General features: G+C 43.8%; 21 protein-coding genes. 1 reads left to right on the forward strand and 20 read right to left on the reverse strand.

The annotated features are described in order from the left end of the window. Positions 1–157 precede the first annotated feature (157 nt). From IFO66_RS08495 to IFO66_RS08510, 4 genes are all read right to left on the reverse strand, one after another. On the reverse strand, positions 158–1,042 hold the full coding sequence (locus IFO66_RS08495; protein WP_225445611.1) for a C40 family peptidase: 885 nt from the start codon (positions 1,040–1,042) through the stop codon (positions 158–160). 240 nt (positions 1,043–1,282) lie between these two features. Further along, positions 1,283–2,311 carry a FecCD family ABC transporter permease gene (locus tag IFO66_RS08500; RefSeq protein ID WP_192024740.1) on the reverse strand — a complete coding sequence of 343 codons (1,029 nt, stop codon included), beginning with the start codon at positions 2,309–2,311 and terminating at the stop codon, positions 1,283–1,285. Next, positions 2,304–3,317: a FecCD family ABC transporter permease gene (locus tag IFO66_RS08505; RefSeq protein WP_192024915.1), complete on the reverse strand. Its 1,014-nt coding sequence runs from the start codon at positions 3,315–3,317 to the stop codon at positions 2,304–2,306. Before IFO66_RS08505 ends, IFO66_RS08500 begins: the two co-directional genes overlap by 8 nt. 14 nt (positions 3,318–3,331) lie before the next feature. Then, a complete protein-coding gene (locus IFO66_RS08510; protein ID WP_192024741.1) occupies positions 3,332–4,333 on the reverse strand; it encodes an ABC transporter substrate-binding protein in 1,002 nt (333 codons plus the stop codon). Positions 4,334–4,609: 276 nt separating this feature from the next. Here IFO66_RS08510 and IFO66_RS08515 point away from each other — a divergent pair, with 276 nt between their 5' ends. Further along, positions 4,610–5,869: a sugar efflux transporter gene (locus IFO66_RS08515; RefSeq protein ID WP_192024742.1), complete on the forward strand. Its 1,260-nt coding sequence runs from the start codon at positions 4,610–4,612 to the stop codon at positions 5,867–5,869. Between the two features lie 608 nt (positions 5,870–6,477). On the opposite strand, the gene IFO66_RS08520 is transcribed toward IFO66_RS08515, so the two are convergent. From IFO66_RS08520 to IFO66_RS08595, 16 genes are all read right to left on the reverse strand, one after another. Next, positions 6,478–7,338 (reverse strand): cation diffusion facilitator family transporter, encoded by an 861-nt coding sequence (locus IFO66_RS08520; RefSeq protein ID WP_420488659.1) that lies wholly within the window; start codon positions 7,336–7,338, stop codon positions 6,478–6,480. Positions 7,339–7,945: 607 nt separating this feature from the next. Next, positions 7,946–9,589 carry a DEAD/DEAH box helicase gene (locus tag IFO66_RS08525; protein WP_192024744.1) on the reverse strand — a complete coding sequence of 548 codons (1,644 nt, stop codon included), beginning with the start codon at positions 9,587–9,589 and terminating at the stop codon, positions 7,946–7,948. 42 nt (positions 9,590–9,631) lie between these two features. Beyond that, positions 9,632–9,850: a YwbE family protein gene (locus IFO66_RS08530; protein WP_192024745.1), complete on the reverse strand. Its 219-nt coding sequence runs from the start codon at positions 9,848–9,850 to the stop codon at positions 9,632–9,634. Between the two features lie 569 nt (positions 9,851–10,419). Then, positions 10,420–11,124 carry an N-acetylmuramoyl-L-alanine amidase gene (locus tag IFO66_RS08535; RefSeq protein WP_192024746.1) on the reverse strand — a complete coding sequence of 235 codons (705 nt, stop codon included), beginning with the start codon at positions 11,122–11,124 and terminating at the stop codon, positions 10,420–10,422. Then, positions 11,108–11,488 (reverse strand): phage holin family protein, encoded by a 381-nt coding sequence (locus IFO66_RS08540; RefSeq protein WP_225445628.1) that lies wholly within the window; start codon positions 11,486–11,488, stop codon positions 11,108–11,110. The genes IFO66_RS08535 and IFO66_RS08540 overlap by 17 nt, the downstream gene beginning before the upstream one ends. 238 nt (positions 11,489–11,726) lie before the next feature. Further along, positions 11,727–12,032 (reverse strand): hypothetical protein, encoded by a 306-nt coding sequence (locus IFO66_RS08545; protein ID WP_192024748.1) that lies wholly within the window; start codon positions 12,030–12,032, stop codon positions 11,727–11,729. Further along, positions 12,029–12,400 carry a hypothetical protein gene (locus tag IFO66_RS08550; RefSeq protein ID WP_192024749.1) on the reverse strand — a complete coding sequence of 124 codons (372 nt, stop codon included), beginning with the start codon at positions 12,398–12,400 and terminating at the stop codon, positions 12,029–12,031. The genes IFO66_RS08545 and IFO66_RS08550 overlap by 4 nt, the downstream gene beginning before the upstream one ends. 19 nt (positions 12,401–12,419) lie before the next feature. Then, a complete protein-coding gene (locus IFO66_RS08555; RefSeq protein WP_192024750.1) occupies positions 12,420–13,670 on the reverse strand; it encodes a pyocin knob domain-containing protein in 1,251 nt (416 codons plus the stop codon). 134 nt (positions 13,671–13,804) lie between these two features. After that, positions 13,805–14,446, reverse strand: a complete 642-nt coding sequence (locus tag IFO66_RS08560; RefSeq protein WP_192024751.1) for a hypothetical protein — start codon at positions 14,444–14,446, stop codon at positions 13,805–13,807. Further along, a complete protein-coding gene (locus IFO66_RS08565; RefSeq protein WP_192024752.1) occupies positions 14,439–15,623 on the reverse strand; it encodes a baseplate J/gp47 family protein in 1,185 nt (394 codons plus the stop codon). Before IFO66_RS08565 ends, IFO66_RS08560 begins: the two co-directional genes overlap by 8 nt. Continuing rightward, a complete protein-coding gene (locus IFO66_RS08570; protein WP_192024753.1) occupies positions 15,595–15,960 on the reverse strand; it encodes a DUF2634 domain-containing protein in 366 nt (121 codons plus the stop codon). The genes IFO66_RS08565 and IFO66_RS08570 overlap by 29 nt, the downstream gene beginning before the upstream one ends. Beyond that, a complete protein-coding gene (locus IFO66_RS08575; RefSeq protein WP_192024754.1) occupies positions 15,957–16,226 on the reverse strand; it encodes a hypothetical protein in 270 nt (89 codons plus the stop codon). The genes IFO66_RS08570 and IFO66_RS08575 overlap by 4 nt, the downstream gene beginning before the upstream one ends. A gap of 25 nt (positions 16,227–16,251) precedes the next feature. Continuing rightward, complete coding sequence (locus tag IFO66_RS08580; protein ID WP_192024755.1) at positions 16,252–17,043, reverse strand: phage protein; 792 nt, start codon at positions 17,041–17,043, stop codon at positions 16,252–16,254. Next, positions 17,027–17,350, reverse strand: coding sequence for a phage baseplate plug family protein (locus tag IFO66_RS08585; protein WP_225445612.1), 324 nt, complete (start codon positions 17,348–17,350; stop codon positions 17,027–17,029). The genes IFO66_RS08580 and IFO66_RS08585 overlap by 17 nt, the downstream gene beginning before the upstream one ends. Positions 17,351–17,404: 54 nt before the next feature. Then, positions 17,405–18,223, reverse strand: a complete 819-nt coding sequence (locus IFO66_RS08590; protein WP_337912793.1) for a LysM peptidoglycan-binding domain-containing protein — start codon at positions 18,221–18,223, stop codon at positions 17,405–17,407. Beyond that, on the reverse strand, positions 18,219–20,822 hold the full coding sequence (locus IFO66_RS08595; protein ID WP_192024757.1) for a phage tail tape measure protein: 2,604 nt from the start codon (positions 20,820–20,822) through the stop codon (positions 18,219–18,221). Before IFO66_RS08595 ends, IFO66_RS08590 begins: the two co-directional genes overlap by 5 nt. Position 20,823 lies beyond the last annotated feature (1 nt).

The raw sequence follows: 20,823 nt of genomic DNA on the forward strand, positions 1-20,823 counted from the left end.
TCCTTCCAAGGATTCTCTTGGAGGGAGTTATTTATTTTGTATTTTGTTTGTTGCATACACTCTTGTCACATACAACAGAAGGGCCGCCCTTTAGAAGAACATATCTCTCCTTCGGACAACCCCTCGATTACTTGGAAATATTGAATTTATTCATTTACTAGAGTACACTTCCACCGTACAAGAAGCGATGCTCCCAAGCTTTGCCCGTAATCGTATCTACACGAACGCCACCCGAATCAACGGAGTACGTATGCAGTACTTGGCCATTTCCTAAATATACGCCCACATGAGTAATGCGCTCTGTATTTTTATTTACCCCAGCATAGCTGGAAGCTTTGGAACCTTTATAGCTCATAAAGAACATCAAGTCGCCACGCTTCAATTGGGAAATGCTATTTTTAGCTGTCCCTTTATCCTTCACATAGGCACCTTGTTGACGGGAATCTGCTGGAAGCGTAACTCCTGCGGACTGCTTGAAAATATGACGAACGAAATCAGAGCAGTCGAATGTCTGTGTATTGCTGCGATTGGAACCGAACTCATACGGCGTGCCGAGATATGTCATGCCTGTCTTAATTACGTCTTCCACCGAAGAGCTAATCGGCTGCTTATCATCTTTGTTCGAATTATTCGCGTTGATCGAGTTACTCGAACCTGTAGATGGATTACTTGCACCGTTAACTTTAATATAGCTGCTGTTCGCACTAACAAATCCAACGTTTCCTTGTGAATCTTTCACTTTGTACCAGTTGGCATTTGTCTTTTCTAGTATGGAAACCGCTTCACCCTGCGCTAGCTTGCGAATCACTTGTCCAGATGTAGATGCTGCGTCACGCATGTTCACACTGCTTTGAATCGTTGCAGTTTGTGCTGCAGTAGCAGCATTCATATTGTATGAATAGCTTGTCCCATTATCTACACTGCGAGGAGCTGCGGATACAGGTGCTGCTAACATTTGAGCCGAGAGTGTAATTGTCGTTAGTGCTAGCAAAGATTTGCTAAATGTCTTCATATTGATTAATTTGTTCACTTTGTTGTTCATTATCGTTCTGCCTCCCTAAGATGTTGATTCTTCGTTGCTGGCCTACAACAATAATGATCACATGTGTGTATGTACACATTGTAATCTTTTATAATATTAACTCAATGAATCCTAACAATGTAACTAGATTCCATTTGTCTATACTATAACAAGTTACAATTTTGACATCTATGGGACTATAGACTTAATTATTACGATTTGTAACCATTTTAATAGTTCTTAAGAGCTATTTCAAGATCATTATTTTCCTTTTGTCCGAATCATTAGATACACAAAATACGGCACACCAACAAGTGAAATGACAATGCCAACGGGTAGCTCGGCAGGTGCTACGAGCGTTTTGCCAACATAATCAGAAAAGACAACGATCAGCATACCGATCAATCCGCAAATCGGAATCAATCTAGTATGGGTCACACCGACGAGCCTTCTAGCAATATGTGGCGCAAGCAAGCCAACAAAACCGATACTCCCTGATACGGACACACAGGCACTCACAAGACCAATGCTGCAAATCAATAAAATGATTCGTTCACGGTTAATCGCAATACCTAAGCTAGATGCACTCTCATCTTTCATTTGCAGCAAATCGAGCACAGATGCCTTCAACATTAATATAGGAACAAGGATAATGAGCCATGGTAGCATAGCTACGATATACAACCAATTCGCATTGTAAATACTACCGGTTAACCAGATCGTAGCCGCTTCGAAGTCACTCGGATTCATTTTTAAAGAGATAAATAAAGTCAGTGCACCAAATCCGGAAGAAATGGCGATACCAACTAACAAAAGCCGCTGCGGATCCAATGTGCCTCGATGCCAAGCCAATGCAAAAATAACTAGTGCTGCAAGCAAGCCTCCGACTAAGCCGAAAATAGGCATAATCATCGTACCAAGCCAGCCATCTGTAAATAACTCACCCTGAAACAAAAACATAAAGATGACGATGGCAAAGCCCGCTCCCGCATTAATCCCTAAAATACCTGGATCAGCTAAGCCATTTCTAGAAACACCTTGAATAATGGCTCCCGCAATACCAAGTCCAAAGCCGACTAAAGCAGCAACAATCATTCGCGGCATACGAAACTCGAATAGAACCAGTTCATTTTCTGGCTTGGAATCAATCTGTAATATGGTCCGCAGTATCTCCATAACTGTGATATCAAAATCACCAGACGTTATATGTAAATACAAGCTAACCGAAATAAGAGACACGAGCGATATAAAGACGAACCAGAACGTGCGTAATGAAGTAGTTTTATGCATGCTTGCCCCCTCCTCTGGTACGAATCAAGTAGAGGAAGAATGGAACACCAAACAGCGCAGTAACTACACCTATCGGCGTCTCGAACGGCATGTTCAAGAAGCGGCTTATAATATCGCTAAAGGAAAGAAACATGGCTCCAATGACACCTGCACAAGGTACAACCCAACGATAATCCATACCGACTAAAAAGCGCGCAATATGAGGAATCATTAAGCCGACAAAGCCAATCTTACCTACTAGCGCAACCGATATCCCTGTCAAAATAATGACCGATAAACTGGCAATGCCTCTGACCACTTTTGTTCGCTGTCCTAATCCACGAGCTACTTCCTCACCGAGCGCCATAACGCTAATTTTGCTGGCAATAAGCAATGCTAACACAATACCTACAACAGCAAACGGTATCGCTAGCTTCACATGCTCAGGATTCACTTGATGAAGTCTCGCATTGTACCAAAAGCTAATATCTTGTGAAATTTGAAAATACGTAGACAGAGCCATCGAGACACTGCTTAAAAAGGTTCCGACAATCGTCCCGAATATGGCTAACTTCACCGGTGACAGCCCTCCTGGAATAATGGATGCTATGCCATATACGAATCCAACACCTAACGCTGATCCAACCAACGAGAACAAAATCATTTCCATCGATGATGCATTAGGCATAAAGATCATACAAAGTGTGATGGCAAAGGCTGAACCGTCCGACACACCTAAAATAGAAGGTGAAGCTAAATAATTGCGCGTTACTCCCTGCATTAATGCGCCAGATATAGCAAGGAACGCTCCTACTAGGAGCGCTCCTATTGCTCGTGGCAGACGGGAGTGTATCACAATCTGATGGTCGATATGATTCGGATCGAACCGAACGAACGCATCCCATATCGTGCTCAAGCTGATTGACTTAGAGCCGTAAAAAATAGAACAAACCGCTAATGCCACCATTACAAAAGGCGACAGCGCAAGAATGGCTATAGGTATACGATGTGATATTTGCCTCTTCATCTGCTCAGCTGAAATCATTGCGATCCAAGCTTCTCAACAGCAGCTTTGAGGAATTGCTGTTTACTCCAGAACGTTCCACCTTGTGCGTCTGGATCAACAACATTGATAAACACTTTGTTGTTTTTAACAGCATCAAGGTTTTTCCAGATTGGATTGTTTTGCAGTTCTTCAAGAATTTTTACGTTCTTCTTATTCTCGGACTCCGCAAATTGCAAGAAGATGACGTCAGGATTGATTTCGCTAAACTTCTCAATTGAAATAATTTCTTGTTTCTTCGTAGCTTTAATCTCTGCTGGAACGGGTAAGCCGAGCTCTTCATACAAAGTTGGATTGAAGAACAACGTTTCAGCATATAAGCAAAGCTCTAGTCCACGTAAACGTAGGGCAATAACCTTTTTGTCCTTATACTGCTCCCCTATTTTCGTCTTCGCAGCTTCTAAATCTGTCTTATATTGCTGCAGTGCTTCCTTAGCCTTATCTTGTTTGCCCGTTAGTTCCGCTAACAGCATCAAGTTCGCTTCCCAATCCACTGCTTTGTGGGAAACTGGAATGGTTGTACCGATCTTATTCAATTTCTCTGCCTTATCTGCTGGGAATTTCGTTGTGCTTAAAATAACATCCGGCTTAAGCTTCAATATCGTTTCAAAGTTCGGCTGCTGCTTTTGACCGATATCAGTCGCCGTCTTTGTAATTTCTGCAAACATTTGCGGGAAACTTCCGCCAACTGAACTTGCTCCAGTAAGACTAGTTCCTAGCACTAATGCATCTTCCATCGACTCGATACTACCGGCAACGACAATGTTTTCCGTTTTTTCAGGAACGGTATACGTCTTGCCTAAATATGTAATCTCTTTCGTTGTTTTTGTAGTCTCTGTCGATGCTGGTTGAGTCTGACCTGACTCCGGTTGTGATGCGGTCTTATTATCTGCCGCTCCCTCTTGCTTCGAGCTGCCGCATGCAGCTAATAGGAATACCATCACGGAAATAAGTGCAAATTGCCAAAAACGCTGTTTCATTGTTTTCTTTGCCTACCTCTCTATTGTTCAACCCCATCGGATTGATAATTATTCTCATTTAGATTATAGAGGAGGGGCTTCTGTCCGAACATGGACAATATCCAGAATCCATCATGTACGATGTACAGAACCATTATCGACATATTTATTGAGTTAGCTAAAAAACTACTCTTGTTATTGTTAACTAATGTGGTAAACTTCACCTACAAGACAGCATTGTGGGGGCGGCTATAAAGTTAAATAAGTAGAAAATAAGAGAGAGGATAGGGGTAGAGAATGAATTCATTTGTACAAGCTATTAAGCAGCATACGAAAACGACGTTATCCATTCAACAGTTTCCGATTGTTATGATCGTCAATGTGTTTCTCGGCATATCGTTTGCCTTTGTATTGCCGTATAACTCGCTATTTGCCATTGATGAAGTTGGAATGAGCAACAAAACCTTTGGTATATTTATGCTTGTATCGTCCATTTGCGGCATTGTATTCAGTACGTATATCGCTAAGCTATCTGATCGCGTACCGAATCGCAGCTTTATATTAGCCATGTGTGCAGTCGCAGGGGCAGTCGGTTATTTGGGGTTCGCCTTTTCCAGAAATTTTTATGTACTTCTCTTTGTCTCTTCCCTGTTTCTAGGTATCGCTTCATCGACGTTTTCTCAAGTGTTTGCCATAGGGCGTGAAATATTAGGAAGGTCAACCTTACCTTCGACACAGCTTCCACTCTATATGAACATACTGCGAACGATTTTCGCCCTTTCTTGGACGCTTGGTCCTGCTATTGCAGCGTTTGTGCTGCTTTATTTGGGATTTACAGGATTGTTTGTTGTAGCCGCTACTTGCAATGTTATCGTAGCGATTATTTCACTTTTATTTTTAAAGAGTAAACAAGAGCAGCAAACGGCCTCCATATCGCAAGCCAACATTCCGCTCACCAAAATCGTGTTTCAACCGTTTATTTTCCTTAACTTGCTTGCATTCACCTTCATTTCTGTGGCAAATACACTTAGCACGATGAATATGGCTCAATTCGTCACCAAAGAACTTGGTGGTACCGAAAAAGATATCGGCATCATTTTTAGCATTCCACCTGTATTTGAAATTCCGTTCATGCTCGGCTTTGGCTACTTAGCTACCAAAATTGTAAATGATAAATTAATTCGGCTTGGTGTATTTATCGCCTGTATTTACTTTATTATTCTTTCATTTGCAGTAGAAACATGGCATATTTTCATCATCCAAATATTGAGCGCTGCCTACATTTCCATTACGAGTGGAGTGGCCATTACTTATTTCCAAGACTTTTTACCACAAATGCCAGGCACGGCTACTAATTTGTACTCCAATTCCAATAAGGTCGGATCGATGTTTGGATTTGTTTTATTTGGCTTTATTGCTGATGGCTTTGGCTATCGAAGTGTCTTTTTCGCCTGCGCGTTGTTTGCCATTGCAGCATTTGCATTGTTGCTCGTGTTAATTAAGATGAAGCGTGCAAAGTTTGAGACCGCTCAAGCAAGCGAAGCAGAGGCGATATAGGAAGAATAGAATAATTGCGTGAAGGCGCCTTACATCATGCACGTTACATCTTGAGGCAATTCGCCGCGGGGCAGCCTAAGTGAAGCTATTGACTCAGTCAGCATTAAGGTCAACTTGCTCGACAAGCAAGTGTAGTTGTATGCTCTAACGTTCGCTATAGACGTTATTTTAAGGATATCGTCGAGTGTAGAATTTTAACGATCGTGTGTGAGCTTATTTCAACGATTATAGCTATTAAAACCGCTTTATTCGGCAAATAAGCTCGCTGGCGCTCATTAGACTTCAAAATAAGTGAATGTAAGAGAAATAGCCTCTGTCACAACCGTTAGCGCGCCACATCTATTCTTTCAGAAGGCTTGATGCAGCATATTACTGATAGGCAAAGTTGTTTGTACGATAACTTTGCCTTTTCTTATGTACATTTACGAGCTGAGCAGCACATTAATCGTGAAAGTAGTTGCATATAAAATTGGTTCTTGTTGTGAGAATTCCATATAAAAAAGAGTCCAACCTTATACCTTGGATTACACATAAAATGCAGTGAGTAACTGCCTATGCGAATCTTTGCATCCTGTTGAACTCACACGAAACTTACACGAAAATTTATTCTATTGCTCCCCTTTTATTAAGGGCTCCACATGTACTTGAACCTCGGTAATATTATGCGAATGCCTCATTCGATGCTCTACCTCATCGCATATGCGATGACTCTCAATCAAGGTCAACTTGGGATCCACGAGTACAATGACATCGACAAGTACACGATTGCCATGAAGGCGTGCCTTCACGTCCCGGATCGCGCGAACACCATTTGTGTTGGCTATCGTCTTGCGCAGCGTCTCCAATTTCTTTTCATCAAAGCCATCTGTCAACGCATGACTCGCATCATAAAAAATATCCCACGCCGTCTTAAGTATGACGATGCCGACGGTCAAAGCTGCCAAAGGATCCAACCACGGCAAACCCCATTGGGAACCGAAAATACCAACTGCTGCCCCTATACTTACTAACGCATCAGAGCGGTTGTCGTGAGCTGCTGCCATAAGCGCTTTATTTTGAATTCGTTTAGCAAGCCTGCTGTTATAAAGGTAGACCACTAGCATAACGGCCGCACACAATAGAGCAACCCAGCCTGTCAAAACATCTGGGACATGCGTATCTGAGGACCAGATCGTCCGAACCGTCGACACAATAACCTGTAATCCTACCGTTGCCATAATAAAGGAAGCCACTAAGGCAGATATCGTCTCTGCACGAAAATGTCCATACGGATGATCACGATCTGGCGGCTTTTGCGAAATTCGCAGTCCAATAAGCACTGCTACAGACGCAACAATATCCGTTAAGTTGTTCCAGCCGTCTGCCTGCAATGCAGCAGAATGATAGGCGAAGCCAAAGCCAAGCTTCGTCATGGACAGCACAATATATACGAAGATGCTAACCCATGCCCCTCGTTCACCTTTTTTCATATCTGCATATTCTTTCAATGCAACTTCCTCCCAGCTAATCATCATTAGAGCAAATGATATCAGTATGATAAAAAGTTGGTTCTTTATCCGTTAATCATGTTAGTATTGCTCTTTCGTATTTCATGGTAACAAATACAATTGCTGTGGGTCTAGAGAAACAGTGTTGACCTGCAACCGTTCTGTTTCCCTCGCAAAAAGGTGTTGCATTAGTTCTGTAAAGTTGGTTAAACGTGAAAAAGTTGCTTAGATACAACTTATCCAATTATGTACCTAGCTCAACCCCCTAAAAGATGCATCGATTCTATAGTATGCTCGGTCGAAGAGAAGTTCATAAGCGAACACACAAGGATGTTTACATTACCGTATGTTCTCCTTAGCGACGACTGATTTTCAATCTTATGTTCCACGCAAAAAAGCGCCATCGCCTATGGGCTCATTCCCCATAAACGACAGCGCTATAAATAGTTATTAGTTAATTCAAGCTTTATAACAATCGGTTCCTTGGTTCCCCTAAGCTAAATCGGATTTTATTTATCCCATAGGGCTGCTTGCAATTTACACAGCGATGCTAAGATCGTTAGCCGCATAGTGTACTTCCCAGCTTAACTTAACGTCTGCCTCTCCCACCGGAACGACCAGCTCCAGCTCCGCCTGAACGCTGCTTACCACCTTGACCTTGACGAGATGCTCCTGCACCACCAGATGTACGCCCGCCGCCGCGACGACTACTGGAGTCACTGCTTCTGCCAGATGTACGGTTGTCCGCATTAGCTGGCTTGCCACCGCGTCCGCGATTGCCGAATCCGCTATCCGCTTGTCCACCACGGCTGTTACGTTGTTCTCCACGAGATGCTTCTCCGCGAGAACTATTACGCTTCTCATCACGCGCAGGCGCTGCTCCGCGACCAAAACGCTCTTCTCTGCCTGCAGATTCCGTTCTGCTGCCAGTGCGCTCCGCACGTCTTGCAGTTCCTGCACCGCGACCGCTGCGCTTGCGACCTGCGTCTTCAGTACGGGAAGTGAATTTCCGCTCTGCCCCGGACTCATTTCTACCTGCGCCGCGTCTTGCTGGACGCTTGCCAGATGAAGATGACTCCTGATAGCGGTCAGATTTCCCGCCTTTGGACTTTCCAGCTCCTGGCGCGTTATCAATACGGAAGCCAGGTACTTTCTGAATTTGCAGCAAGTACGGACGATCCTTCGCAGCAACGAATGTGATCGCAACACCTTTCGCACCTGCACGGCCTGTACGGCCAATACGGTGAACATAGCTTTCCGCATCTTGCGGAATATCGTAGTTGAATACGTGCGTGACGCCTTCTACATCCAAGCCACGTGCCGCAACATCTGTTGCAACGAGCAATTGCAGCTTCGTATCACGGAAACGTTTCATGACCTGCTCACGCTTCAATTGGGACAAGTCGCCATGCAGCTCGTCCGAATTGTAGCCAGCCTCCAACAACGCTTCATTTAGAGCAGCTGCACGACGCTTCGTACGACAGAAAATAACCGCTTGGAACGGATTCTGTTCCTCAAGCTGTTGGAACAAATCATCCTGCTTTGCACGATCCGTCGTCTCGATAATCATTTGCTTAATGTGATCCACCATTACTTTGCGTGATTCAATACGCACGTTAACTGGATCTTTCAAGTAGCGATTACCCAAACGTCTTACTGAATCCGCCATCGTTGCAGACAACATGAGTGTCTGGCGCTTGTATGGCAATTGCTCCATGATTTCCTCTACTTCAGGCAAGAAGCCCATATGAAGCATTTGATCCGCTTCATCAAGTACAAGCGTGTCGATCCGAGACAAATCAATCGTACCACGACGAATATGATCGTTAAGACGACCCGGTGTCGCAACGATCAACTGTGGTGAGCGACCGCTTAGCTTATGAATTTGCTTCATTACATCTTGGCCGCCATAAACCGCTAATACGGAAATTCCGCGAGTAGCCGCCAATTTGCGTGCTTCGTCTGTAATTTGAAGTGCCAGCTCGCGTGTAGGTGCAACGATTAGTGCTTGTACGCGTGCTTGATCTGGCTTCGCCTTTTGTACAATCGGCAATAGAAATGCCAATGTCTTACCCGTTCCTGTTTCCGCTTCTGCCATGACATCTTGGCCTTTCATCATGACTGGAATTGCCTGCTGTTGAACAGGTGTAGGCGTGTCAATACCGCTCAGTTTCAAATATTGCAATATTGCTGGGTCTAAGTTATAAGCTTCGAAACCTTTCAGCTCGTTCATCTCCCTTATGTTGTCGGTTCATTTTTAGGTATGGCCGCTGTCTTAAGGAGAAACATGTATATGCTTCACCCGTCCCACCTGACCGCTGTGCAATCTCACTTTAATGCCGTGAGGGTGGAACGGCGAGTTCGTTAATATATCCTTGACGATTCCGCGCGTCGTCTTGCCTGTACGCTGATCTTGTTTCAGAACGATATCGACATCTAGTCCTGCACGGATATGCTGACGCTGTTGCCCGTTCGCTTGTCCATTGACGGTCATTTTTCTAATGCTCCTATCTGCTTGCTGGTGGTTATGCGTTCATTTTACCCATATTACAAGAAAGCGAGCAACAGCGCCATATAAATGTAGAAGTTAGGAAGGAATAAACATGTAGAACTGAAAGAAAGGAGGGAAAATATATGCAGAGGTAAAAGAGATGGGGTGAATGTTTCCATGCACAAATGAATACATCCCTACTATTAAAGTCTGTATATACAAATGATCTTCCGATGTAATCACAGATTGCATTTTTTAACGTAGGGGAAGTGGGATTTGATGAAGTGTAGCTTCATCTTTATGTGGCTCGTACGCGGCTCATATGTGGCTCGGCTCCGCTAACAGGCGCCGTGGACGTTATTTACGCGAGATTGCCCTGTATAAAAATGTAACGGTTGTGGGCGAGCTTATTTCAGCATTTGTGGTCTATAAACGCGCTTTATTTGAAAAATAAGCGCTGTGGCGCCCTTTACCATTCAAAATACATCCATTTACACAAAATAGGCTCTACAGCAACCGTTAGCGCGATTCTTACGCCGAGTTATAAGAAGAGGTTAGCCGCGGGACGGCCTTTATTCAGATAAAGTCGCCCGCTTATTCGTGTTATCCCACAGTAGTTTAAGCTGCAAAGCCTCTGCGATATCACGCAGTGGAACATAGACGTGTCCATTCAATAAATGTCCTTCTAAAGCTGATGTCTCCCCTTTGGACAGCTTCACATTTACAGAAACTTGGCTTGTCTGGGAGTGCTTGTCCCCGGTTCCCTTTGAGGCATTGTCTTTGCCCTTCATATCGACCAATACGCGCTCAATCATACGGGTAAACGTTTGCCAATGCGGCAGCAGTCTGGATGGACAGCCCTTTCCGCTCCAGTGACGATGCGGTACGATGCGACTAAGTGGAATGCCGTGCTTTATCATTAAATGAGCGACTATCCATGATGCCTGCCGCCAAGCCAGCATTTCGTTCATGCCCTCGTACATGCAAATTTCAATCCCGATGGACATGGTGTTGCCCAGACCTTTTCCATCTCCCGCATGCCAGCCCTGCTCATTGTCTTCCAAATGCTGAATAATATCATGGTCATCGACTGTATAATGCCAGCTTTTTTTCGCTCCACCGCTGCCATTTAGTAAATAACGGGCATGTGCATCGGCAGTTGCACCGCGATCTGTGTTATCTGTGTTGTGAATCGTAATATAGAGCGGCTTCATCGCTCGTTGTGGCTTATTTGCTGCCCCTTGCGGCAGCAGCCGCTGTTTAACGCTGTACGTCATCGTCATCTCCGCCCTTTTCGTGCAAAATTTCAATTGCTTTTTTAATGGTTGATGGGATTGGAACCCCCATCCGACCTGCATTTTCGATAATAGAGAGCAACTCATTCGCCATGTAGAAGAAAATCGTCGCATCACGCAGCATGTGCTGATCCCCCAGCACCAGATCCACTTGATGAGCGATGGCGATAATAAGGAAAATAAAAATTTTGCGAGAAATCCCAACCAGCCCAACTCGACTGCGCAAAGTTCCCGTTACTCCTGCTGCGATTATTCCCGTAACATAATCAATGATGATCATCATAAGCAGCACCTGCATCAATGTCGGCCAGCCGCCGAACATAAATACTGTAAATGTTCCGAACATCCCGAAGGTTGCCGTTGCTGCAACTTGCTCTGTAGTCTTAATGCCGACGAGGTCGGCTAAAAATTTAGTATAGTCATTCATAGACTTGCTGCCCCCTTTTAGTGAAAATGCCCTCGGGTAAGATTCGGACAGCGTGACGGGTGTGCGACTTTTTTGGTAATCCCCAGTCCCACTCACTTTGTTCCGATTTCATTTTCCAAGGGCAAAAAAATAGCGCTCATACGATGTGCATGGCGCTTTAATCTTGTGGTGTTGCTAGTATAGTCTCGCAATCAACTTGTGTAATAAATTTAGGCACATATGAACTTACTTTTTCTTTACTAATCTTATGCGAAGTCCACAGGTTCACCAAGAAATATTTCATATCAACTGTTTCAACTAAAGAGTCATCTTGGGTTTTATTAGCATAATCTAACATTGATAAAATAGTCAGTTCTAATACATCAAATTGCTTTTTTAGAGTTTTAAATTCGACCAATGAATCTTTACCGTTTCCATTATTAATTTCCGTTGTCTGATTAACTTTTAATATAAAATTATTCACTTGATATCAACCACCATAATTTTTATTTTTTCTGCAGGCATACTAGGTGATACTAACTCAATCTCGAATTCCCCTGGTTTCTGAGAAGAGAATGGAAAAGATAAAGTCCCGTTTACCATGAATATTTCATGTTTTATATCAGTATTAGATATTTGAACAAACAAAGTCCCCGAATAATTATCAAGTAAAGCATCTTCGTAATTAAGCACTTTAATAGTAATAATAGTTTCATCTATTCCATCTGCTTTTATGTTATCCTTTGTTTTAGATACAGACATTTTCATTTTGTTAATTAATGTGCTAACGGTATTGGGTCCAATCGTTTCCGTTCTGTAAATAGTGCCATTTAAATTCTCATATTTAATCACGATTAATCTCCTCCTTTCTTTAAACGTGTAGTGAATAACCATAATATAAGGTGCCATAAAGACGCTCTTCGGCTCGACTATGAACGCCTCTTATTACTAATGAAGATGAAAATGGGAATAAATGAAGACCTCCCCCACCTGAGACCAGCAAATTATTGTAGGAGCTCCACACTTCCTTCATACCAACGTCAGTTCTTCCATCAATCATTATTTCAATAGAAGAATTACTATTTGGGAAATTTCCTCCTCCAGGATGGTGATACCATGCCCAGTTAAAAGTTCCAGAACCTTTAACATCTAATAGCGTTTTATACGTCGTGACCCCAGACGCTAAAAAGGCTTCTCCATGAATAGTTGTCATCTTCCTTCCTCCCACTTCTCTCCACCCGCTTCCGTCAAAGTATTCAAGTATCCCATTATTGACTCGTACAATTTGATTTATATTCACACCTTGTACAATAAGTGGAGTATTTAGTGTTATTTGATTGTTAGTTACATTAGCAACAGCGGCATCGTTAGCAACAATATCAAAGTTACCCTCTCCATTCCATTTAAATCCTGTATCACTGTCACCAATTGCTAGTGTAAGATTTGATCCGTTTCCAAATTGAGTTTGCTTACCAGCCCATATTTGCCCTTTAGTATGCAGGGCACCACTTAAATCACCTCCATTTGTATCAAGCATTCGAGTCCACGATGACCACTGCCCGTTAGATTTTGTACGCTTAAATACAAAATTGCTATTAAAATTATGCGCTATTTGTGTGACCCAGTTAGCACCAAGGTCATTAGAATGATTAATAACTTCATAGTAGTACCAATCCTCACTCGGAGCATTTGCCAAACCATGTCCATCATAGAAACCTGTCGTAGTTAAATTATTAACATTGTTAATCCCCAGTATTAATTGGGCGTTGATCGTACTTTTGGACAAGCTGGCATTTTTGGCATTTGTCTCCGCTTGATTAGCTTTAGATTGTGCACCAGCTGGTGTTTCAGCCCCTATTGATGCAGGTGTAATTGAGTTCAAATCAATACCCGCAACTTTTTGATCGACGTATTCTTTGGCTCTTTTTTCGGCTATGGTCACATCTGTTTTTTCTGCTGACTTCTGTTGCAGTTCTTGCAACACTTCATAAGTTGAATTCATCTGCCAGTTTAGCCAAGCAGCCGGTGGTTTGTCTTGCACTTTCCAGCCTTCATCCAACTTACTCTGTGGAGGCTTGATTCCTTTTGCTTTCCACTCAGGAAGCTGTTTTTCATAAGCCATGAATACTCACCTCTTGTTATTATTTCATGAAAATGTACAAATCTATTTTCAATTCATATTTTCCAAGGAATCTCCTTGATAATCTTAAAAATGTAAATATATAAAAGAATGAGTGCTTACTAGCACCCACTTTTTTAAATTGGTAGATCATAGTCATTACCCGGCACGTACATATCTCCAAGCGTACCACCTTGTATCATCGCTTCATCTCCAAGACCATGCTCATTAACCTCTAGTTGATCCACAATGGTCGCGAGCGAGAATGTACCTGTTAACTCAACTCTACTGACACGGACGCCTGCAGCAACAAGCCTTTCTACAAGAGCTACAAATTGCGCTGGACTTAAACCCGCGCTGTTCAGCTTCTCATACGGAACAGACGATACATGCACAGCCGCTGGCTCCGGCTCCACCGGATCGCTATGCTGCTCGGTCAACCTGAACTCATGCGGCTTAGCTTGCAAGGCAAGCGCAAGCACTTGAATAACCGAGTCCAAGCTTCCGTTTGCGTTCATACGCGCAAGCTTAGAACGCAGTAACATCCGATATACTTCATCGGTCGCTTGTCCGCGCGGCTGACCAACATTACCGCCGATATCGTCCAATGTCACACCTTCCGCCTTATCAATCGCCTTCCATTCCGACATCACACGCACCGTCTCGGCGATATCATTCATTTGCTTCAACCACACCTCAACGAGAGCCCCAAACCGACTACTACCTTCCTTCGCAATGACTTCTGGCAGCAGCGACATAACGTCAGGCAGCTTAAACATAAGTCACCGCCACCTTCATGCGCTCCGGCGCTACACGCGCTACATGATAAAGTGGGATATCAACATTTCCAGATACAAACGGGTCTACACCACGCTTAATTTTCAAATCCGCCACCTCTTCAACCCCTGTCACCTGCTGAACAGCTGACAACAATCGGCTGTATACGATACGAGAACCTTGTGGCAAGCCGGAATAATCCTGTTGGTCTGAACCAACCCCACCTATATACTGAGCAATTGCTGTACGAATCGCATCCGCACCTTGTACAGAAAATTGTGCATTGACAGATACGTTCACTTCTACGTGAACATCCAACATTTGCATGCGGCTAAAGCGAATCGAATGCTCGCCACCACTGACGTCTTTTACTTTGACAAGCTCATCACCATCCGTACCAATACCAGCAGCCTTCTTATCAAAAATCGTCTTTGCAATCTGTTCAGATTGACCTCCGTACACATAAGCGCGAATCGACTTCGCTGGAATCCCTTCCGTATCTGCCTGCATCGTATCATTGACACGTACCGACGCTGAACGAACATCTGGCAGCTGCAATAGCGAAGATACGATTGCATCGATCGTTGCCGCATGGCTTCCGTCACGTGCTGCCCGTAATCGATCACGGAATTCGATATCATTCTCCCGCTCACGGCCATCTGTTGTACCCACTTCATTTGTTACCGAAGTAACTTCCTTCACCGGATTCAACATCTCCGTAATCGAAGCTGCTAGTACATTGCCGGAGGTTCCTAATCCTACTGAAACAATAGGCACTGTCCCTTTACCTAGAGCATCGAGTGTACATGGAGCTGTTGTTGTAAACCACACTTCTGACTTCGTTCCCACATTGAATCCCGCTGGAATCGTATAGGTTGGTGTTCCTTTAAATGTAACAACACCTGTCGCTGGTGTCTCAAGCTTGCGCTGTAATCCGTAGAATACGGCTAGCGCATCCAACTGCACGCCCGTCGCATATTGAATGTAGGACTCGTGATACACCTGCTCAACATCTTCCCATAGTACAGATAAATGCCAAGCAAAGATTTGCATCATCATTCCGATCGGCGACGTTTCCGAGGTATTAACATCCTCACCAAGCCGAGCTGTCAGCTCACCTACCATTTCTTCATAAATATCGTTGTACGTCTTACGCTTCAAACCCGCTGCTGTTAACATCGACCTCGACCTCCTCTCCTTCTATACTTGTCATGGCGACATGTATGTCAGCTGTTCGACTTGCCTTGTCATACTGAATATTAATTTCATCGACAGACGAGATACGCTCTTCATCAGCTAACGCTTCCAATACAATTTCCCGCATTTGATCCTCATCGAATGGCTGGCCTATCAGCAGCTCATGATCAATGCCCATCTCCGGTGTAAAAAACGATTCTCCCAGCCTTGTTCCCAGTCGCACACGAACCGCTTGCGCAAGCTCTTCTCGCCCTTCCACCCATTTCACATTGCCTTGTTCCAATACAATGTCGCCTTCTTGCAGCAGCCACGTTTTCATCCGCTGCTCACCTTCCCTGCTACGACTCCACCACCACGATTAGACTCTGTAAAAACTACCAACACTCTCTGACCTGCTTCATATACCAAGCCAGGAACCTCCACAAACGGCAGATCATATCGAATAAGTCCTTCTTCATCTTCCAATTCCACATCAGCTGTCGAACCATTCATTTGTACAATCGATCCGAGCTGGGCAGGAGACATGCCGCCCAAACGGTGATCGAGCCAAGCTTCCAAAGCGCCAACTGTTCGATTAGCCCCCATATGCTTTCCCTCCTCTCAATTCCACTCATGTCACCAAATCAACCTCCGTAACGAACTGATCATTCGAAGCCTGATGCATTCCTTGTTTCACTTCATAAATGCCCTTGTAATCTTCGCTTTCCAATTTCACTTTTACACCTGCACGAAGACGGTGATTCAGCAAAGAGGTAATTTTGATTCCCTTCTTTTTTTCTCCATCTTCGAAGCGTTCGGGACTGCCAATCAAACCTGTATCCGGTGCAATAAGAATAGGAGCTTCTGCTTTCTTCTTGCCTGCTGCCTTGAAATGCAATTTCCCCTGACTGGAATACGTAGTTGACCCACAGGCCGCAGCAACTCGGCGTATCGACTCCATCACATCTCCATTAGCAACAAAGCCTTTAGCAAACGTATAATCGTCACTCAACACCATTTGACCGCGCAAAATATGATCTTTATCCATTAAATCCTGTAAAATGACACTCGCTTTCGTCCCTGGGCGGTATGTCTGCTTAACCGGCTGCTTTTTGCGTTTTACAACATCTTTCACTTGAAGCGTTGTAAGCCGATCAGTCTGCTCACGAGTTGTACGAATTTCCACAATTGTCCCCTGCAAAATCGTACCTATATCGTTGCCGTACCCCGCACGTACCACAATAGGCATCTCATTGCGAAAGCTAGAAATCGTTTGCTTCGTCAAATTGTAAATTTCAATGGTCGATTCATTAGGCTCAGCATCATCATCAAATTCTGCTCGAACGCGAATCGTCAAATCTTCACTTGTAAATTTTTTGCCGCCAATGACGACTTCCAACTTTCGTTTATACAATAACTGCATGTTCATCCCCCACATTCAGGAATACAGAGTTGCCCAGTGTCTCCCAACTCACCAACTCTTCTGGATTGCTGCCATACGGTACGATGCTTTCCAGCGGGAAATCAGTCGTTTCCATACTCTCGAACAAAGGCACTCCCCACACGAGCTTAACGCCCAATGCAAGCGGAGTGCCTCCTTGAGAAATATCCATTGTAAAGTAGTCATGCTTGTTGTTATATCGCACATCGAATGTGTACGTCCTCATCCCCATATCCATGTCGAAGGAATAGGGTACTCGCTCTTTGTCGATAGTCAATATTGCCATCATGGACCTCCTTTCTTACATGCGGCGTGCAACAAAAAAGATGACCTAGCTTTCGCATTACGCGATGCCCAGAATCATCCCTGGCTGTAAAGAACGATATTCAGAGTAATATCGATTGCGAGCTTTCAGAACTGTGGATGAGATCCCATACATAGCCGCTATCGTGTCCCAAGTTTCGCCGCGCTTTACTTCATGAGTAAGGACACCAACAACTGTCGGATTCGGTCCCTTATACTTCTTCGAAGGTGGCTTAGGCACTGGGGCTCCTATTGATAGCACCATTCCTTCTTCCACTTGCTTGTACTTCTTATCCCATTCTTGGACTTGAGCATACTGCTTATTCCACTCTCTCAATTGATCCGGTTTGTACCCATAATATTGGGCAATCGTCTCCCACGTCTGCCCCCTACGCACGAGATGGTTAAAAGGACTATGTGGATGCGTAACTTGCTTGCTGCCACCGTCTCCCTTCTTTTGCGTAGAGGGGTTATTAGTGGACTTCTTCGAATTCTTCATTCGCTTTTTTGTTGCGATATGAATCTGCTTCAACGTAAGAGAAAAGCTCATTCCGTTGCTAATTGAGTTATCATGGGAAGTACTGAAACTCGTGATAATACAGTTAGTCAACATCGTTCTACCAAAATACTGCAGCAGTTGACCTTTTTCCATTGCCTTTACGATTTGATAACGCGATTGCGGTGCTTGATCCCCAAGGAGAAGGCCCTGTAGGTTCAAAGTTACGCCTTCTCGTTGAATATGGTCGGTTATCGTACCGCCCTTTTCTACATTGTGAGTACTTACTTGTACCGAATAAGATGGTTCCTCCGATGTAACGAAAAGGGATACGCCGCCTAATTTACTCCATTGCTGTTTAATAAGGCATCATCCCTCCTTGTCCTTGAATCGGCGGTGCTGGTGGCTTCACACCTTGCTTAGGAACCTTTTCATCAAAATATCTTGTAAATGAGTTAAAGGATGCATCGAATTGCTGTCGCACATTGTCCTTGATTAAATTGATCATGTCATGATCAACATACCCATTCACATTCAAGTTAATCGTCGCGTTACTTGTCGTTTGGATTGGTGAATGAATCGGACTGGAACTTGATAAAGGTGTGGTAGACACAGGACCAATCCCTTGACGTGCAAAACCCGTATTTGTTATGCCTGTACCTAAGTTAGGAGAAAATAAGTTCCATAGTGAATGTCTTTTTATTAAATCATCTGATATCGGAGGTTGTGTTGATTGAGACACAGATGGTGACTGAGACTCCGACATAGATTGAGCTGAAGCTTCTTCGGGCATTAAAGCTGCAGCTCCGGCTGAAAGTCCGAACAGAGCCAATGCTCCCGCAAGGGCATATGGATTGGGAGATTTAGCTAGAGACTTAGCTAATTGGTTACCACCTACTGCCACAGCTGTTAAAGCCGCTGGTCCTAAAAGTACGTCGCGTATTTTCTGCCCTAAAGCAATTTTTCCTTGATTGTTTATCAACATAGCTTCATGATACTGCACCATGCTGTCACTATATGCGCTTGTGAATCCATTCCACTTTTCTTTTGTCCAGGTACTAACTCCATCCCAAGTTTCAGAAGCTTTATTCGCCACTGATGCTCCGAAATTGGATGCAGCAGCACTCAATTCATTCCATTTCCCCGAAACACTTTCAATAGCTGAATTGCCTACATCTGTGGCCCAGATCTTCACAGTATTAAGGTTCCCCTGAGCTATATCCCACAGAGATTTTTTTTCGGGTTCTGGCTGAGTCATTCCATCATAACCATTACTTGGTTGATCAATAACTGGGCTTGGCTTAGGATCAATTTGGCTTTGACTACCCGCATACAAGGCGGCACCTATAAATGCCATCGATGCCGTTAACAATGGCTTCGTATGAGGTCCCTGCCACCAATTATTTTTATCTTTTTTATCTACGTCTCCAGGTTTATCTCTATCCTTGCAACAACAGCAGCAACAATCTTTTCCTTTCTCTTTGTCATTGCAGTCTCCTCCACCGCCATCTTTGCCTGCTCCAGCGCCGCCATCTTCCCCACCACTATTCCCTTCCCCAGTGCCACTATTTTCATTCGTATCATTAAAACCAGGTATAATGGATGTGTAAGCATCGAATTTCCCTTTTGCAAAATCCCACATATTTTTACCGGCAGTAAAAATGGAGTCCCCTAAAATTGCAGCACTCACCGTTGTAAAAAGCCCATCCGGTTGTTTTTGTTGTTGGAATCCTTGTAACCCTTGCGTTGCAAGGTTATAGAACATCTCCATCGGCGAAGCAAGAGATAAAGCAAGCTCCTTTTTAGTAAGATCCATTTCATTCCCAAATTTCAAAGCTGATCCTGTCACGCCTTGAAATGGAGCTTGTGCCATATTAGTTGTCGTTACTTTATTCATTGCAATATCAGAACTTGTCTTGAGCATTGCCTGTGAATCCAAAACCATTTTACGGATGGTCTCGTTAGTAGCTTTATCTGTTCCAAAAAGTGATTCAATGTGAGCAAGCTGTTGTTTTTTGTCTTTGCCCTTGAAGTCGTCATCCATTCGAAGTAAAAGATCAGATAGACCGCCAAGGTCTTTATACTCTGCTTTTGTTTTACTTCCCGCGGAAGCTACTTCTGTCATCATTACCTGCAATGCGTTAGATACTTCCCGCTCAGAGAGTTTACCTTCAGCACTAATAAATGCTCCCGCCACTTCTTGATAAGTAAAGCCGGCGTCTTTGGCTTTTGTCCCTACATTGTACAGGTAACCATTTAGCTCTTGAGCACCTTTTTTGGACATTATATTTGCCTTAGTAACCATCCCACCTAATGTCGCTGGATCTACTTTATAGGCAAAACTAAGGTGATCAAGTAGGTTGCTTGAAACCGCTGAATCCAATTGATTGGCCGTAGCTATATCATTTCCAACCGTTAACATGGTTTTGGCTTCTTCATAGCCATTATTATTCATAGCCAATCCATACAACGATTTTGCCATCGATTCTACAGTTGTATGCGGTGACCTTCTGCTTTCCTCATAAAGGAACTTGCGCAGGTCACTCGATTGCTGCTCATTGAAACCGTATCTCGCCTTAATCAGACTTAATGTGCTTTCAAAAGACACATTTTGCAGTTGTAACTGGTTAGCGAATACGCCAAAATCAGGTTGAGTCGAAGTGGTCCATGTATGAGTATCGCTCTTTATCTCCGTCGTTATCGCCGGCGGAGTTGCAGCAGCAGGAGCTGTTGCCGCTGCAGCAGCCTTCGCAGGAGTTGAAGAACCTCCCGTTTTACTGTTACCAGTTGATACTAGGGAAGAATTTTTTGATAATGCGACATTAAGCTTTCGCAATTGAAGCTCTAAATCTTGCAACGTGTTAACTAAAATAGAAGATAGATTAAGATCCTTATCTTTCTTCTCATTCGCTAGCCTTAATTCACGATAAATATTTTTCTGCGCAGCTATTAGTTCAAGCAAC

It is taken from the genome of Paenibacillus arenosi (assembly GCF_014841135.1).
GTDB classification, from domain to species: Bacteria; Bacillota; Bacilli; order Paenibacillales; family Paenibacillaceae; genus Paenibacillus_B; species Paenibacillus_B arenosi.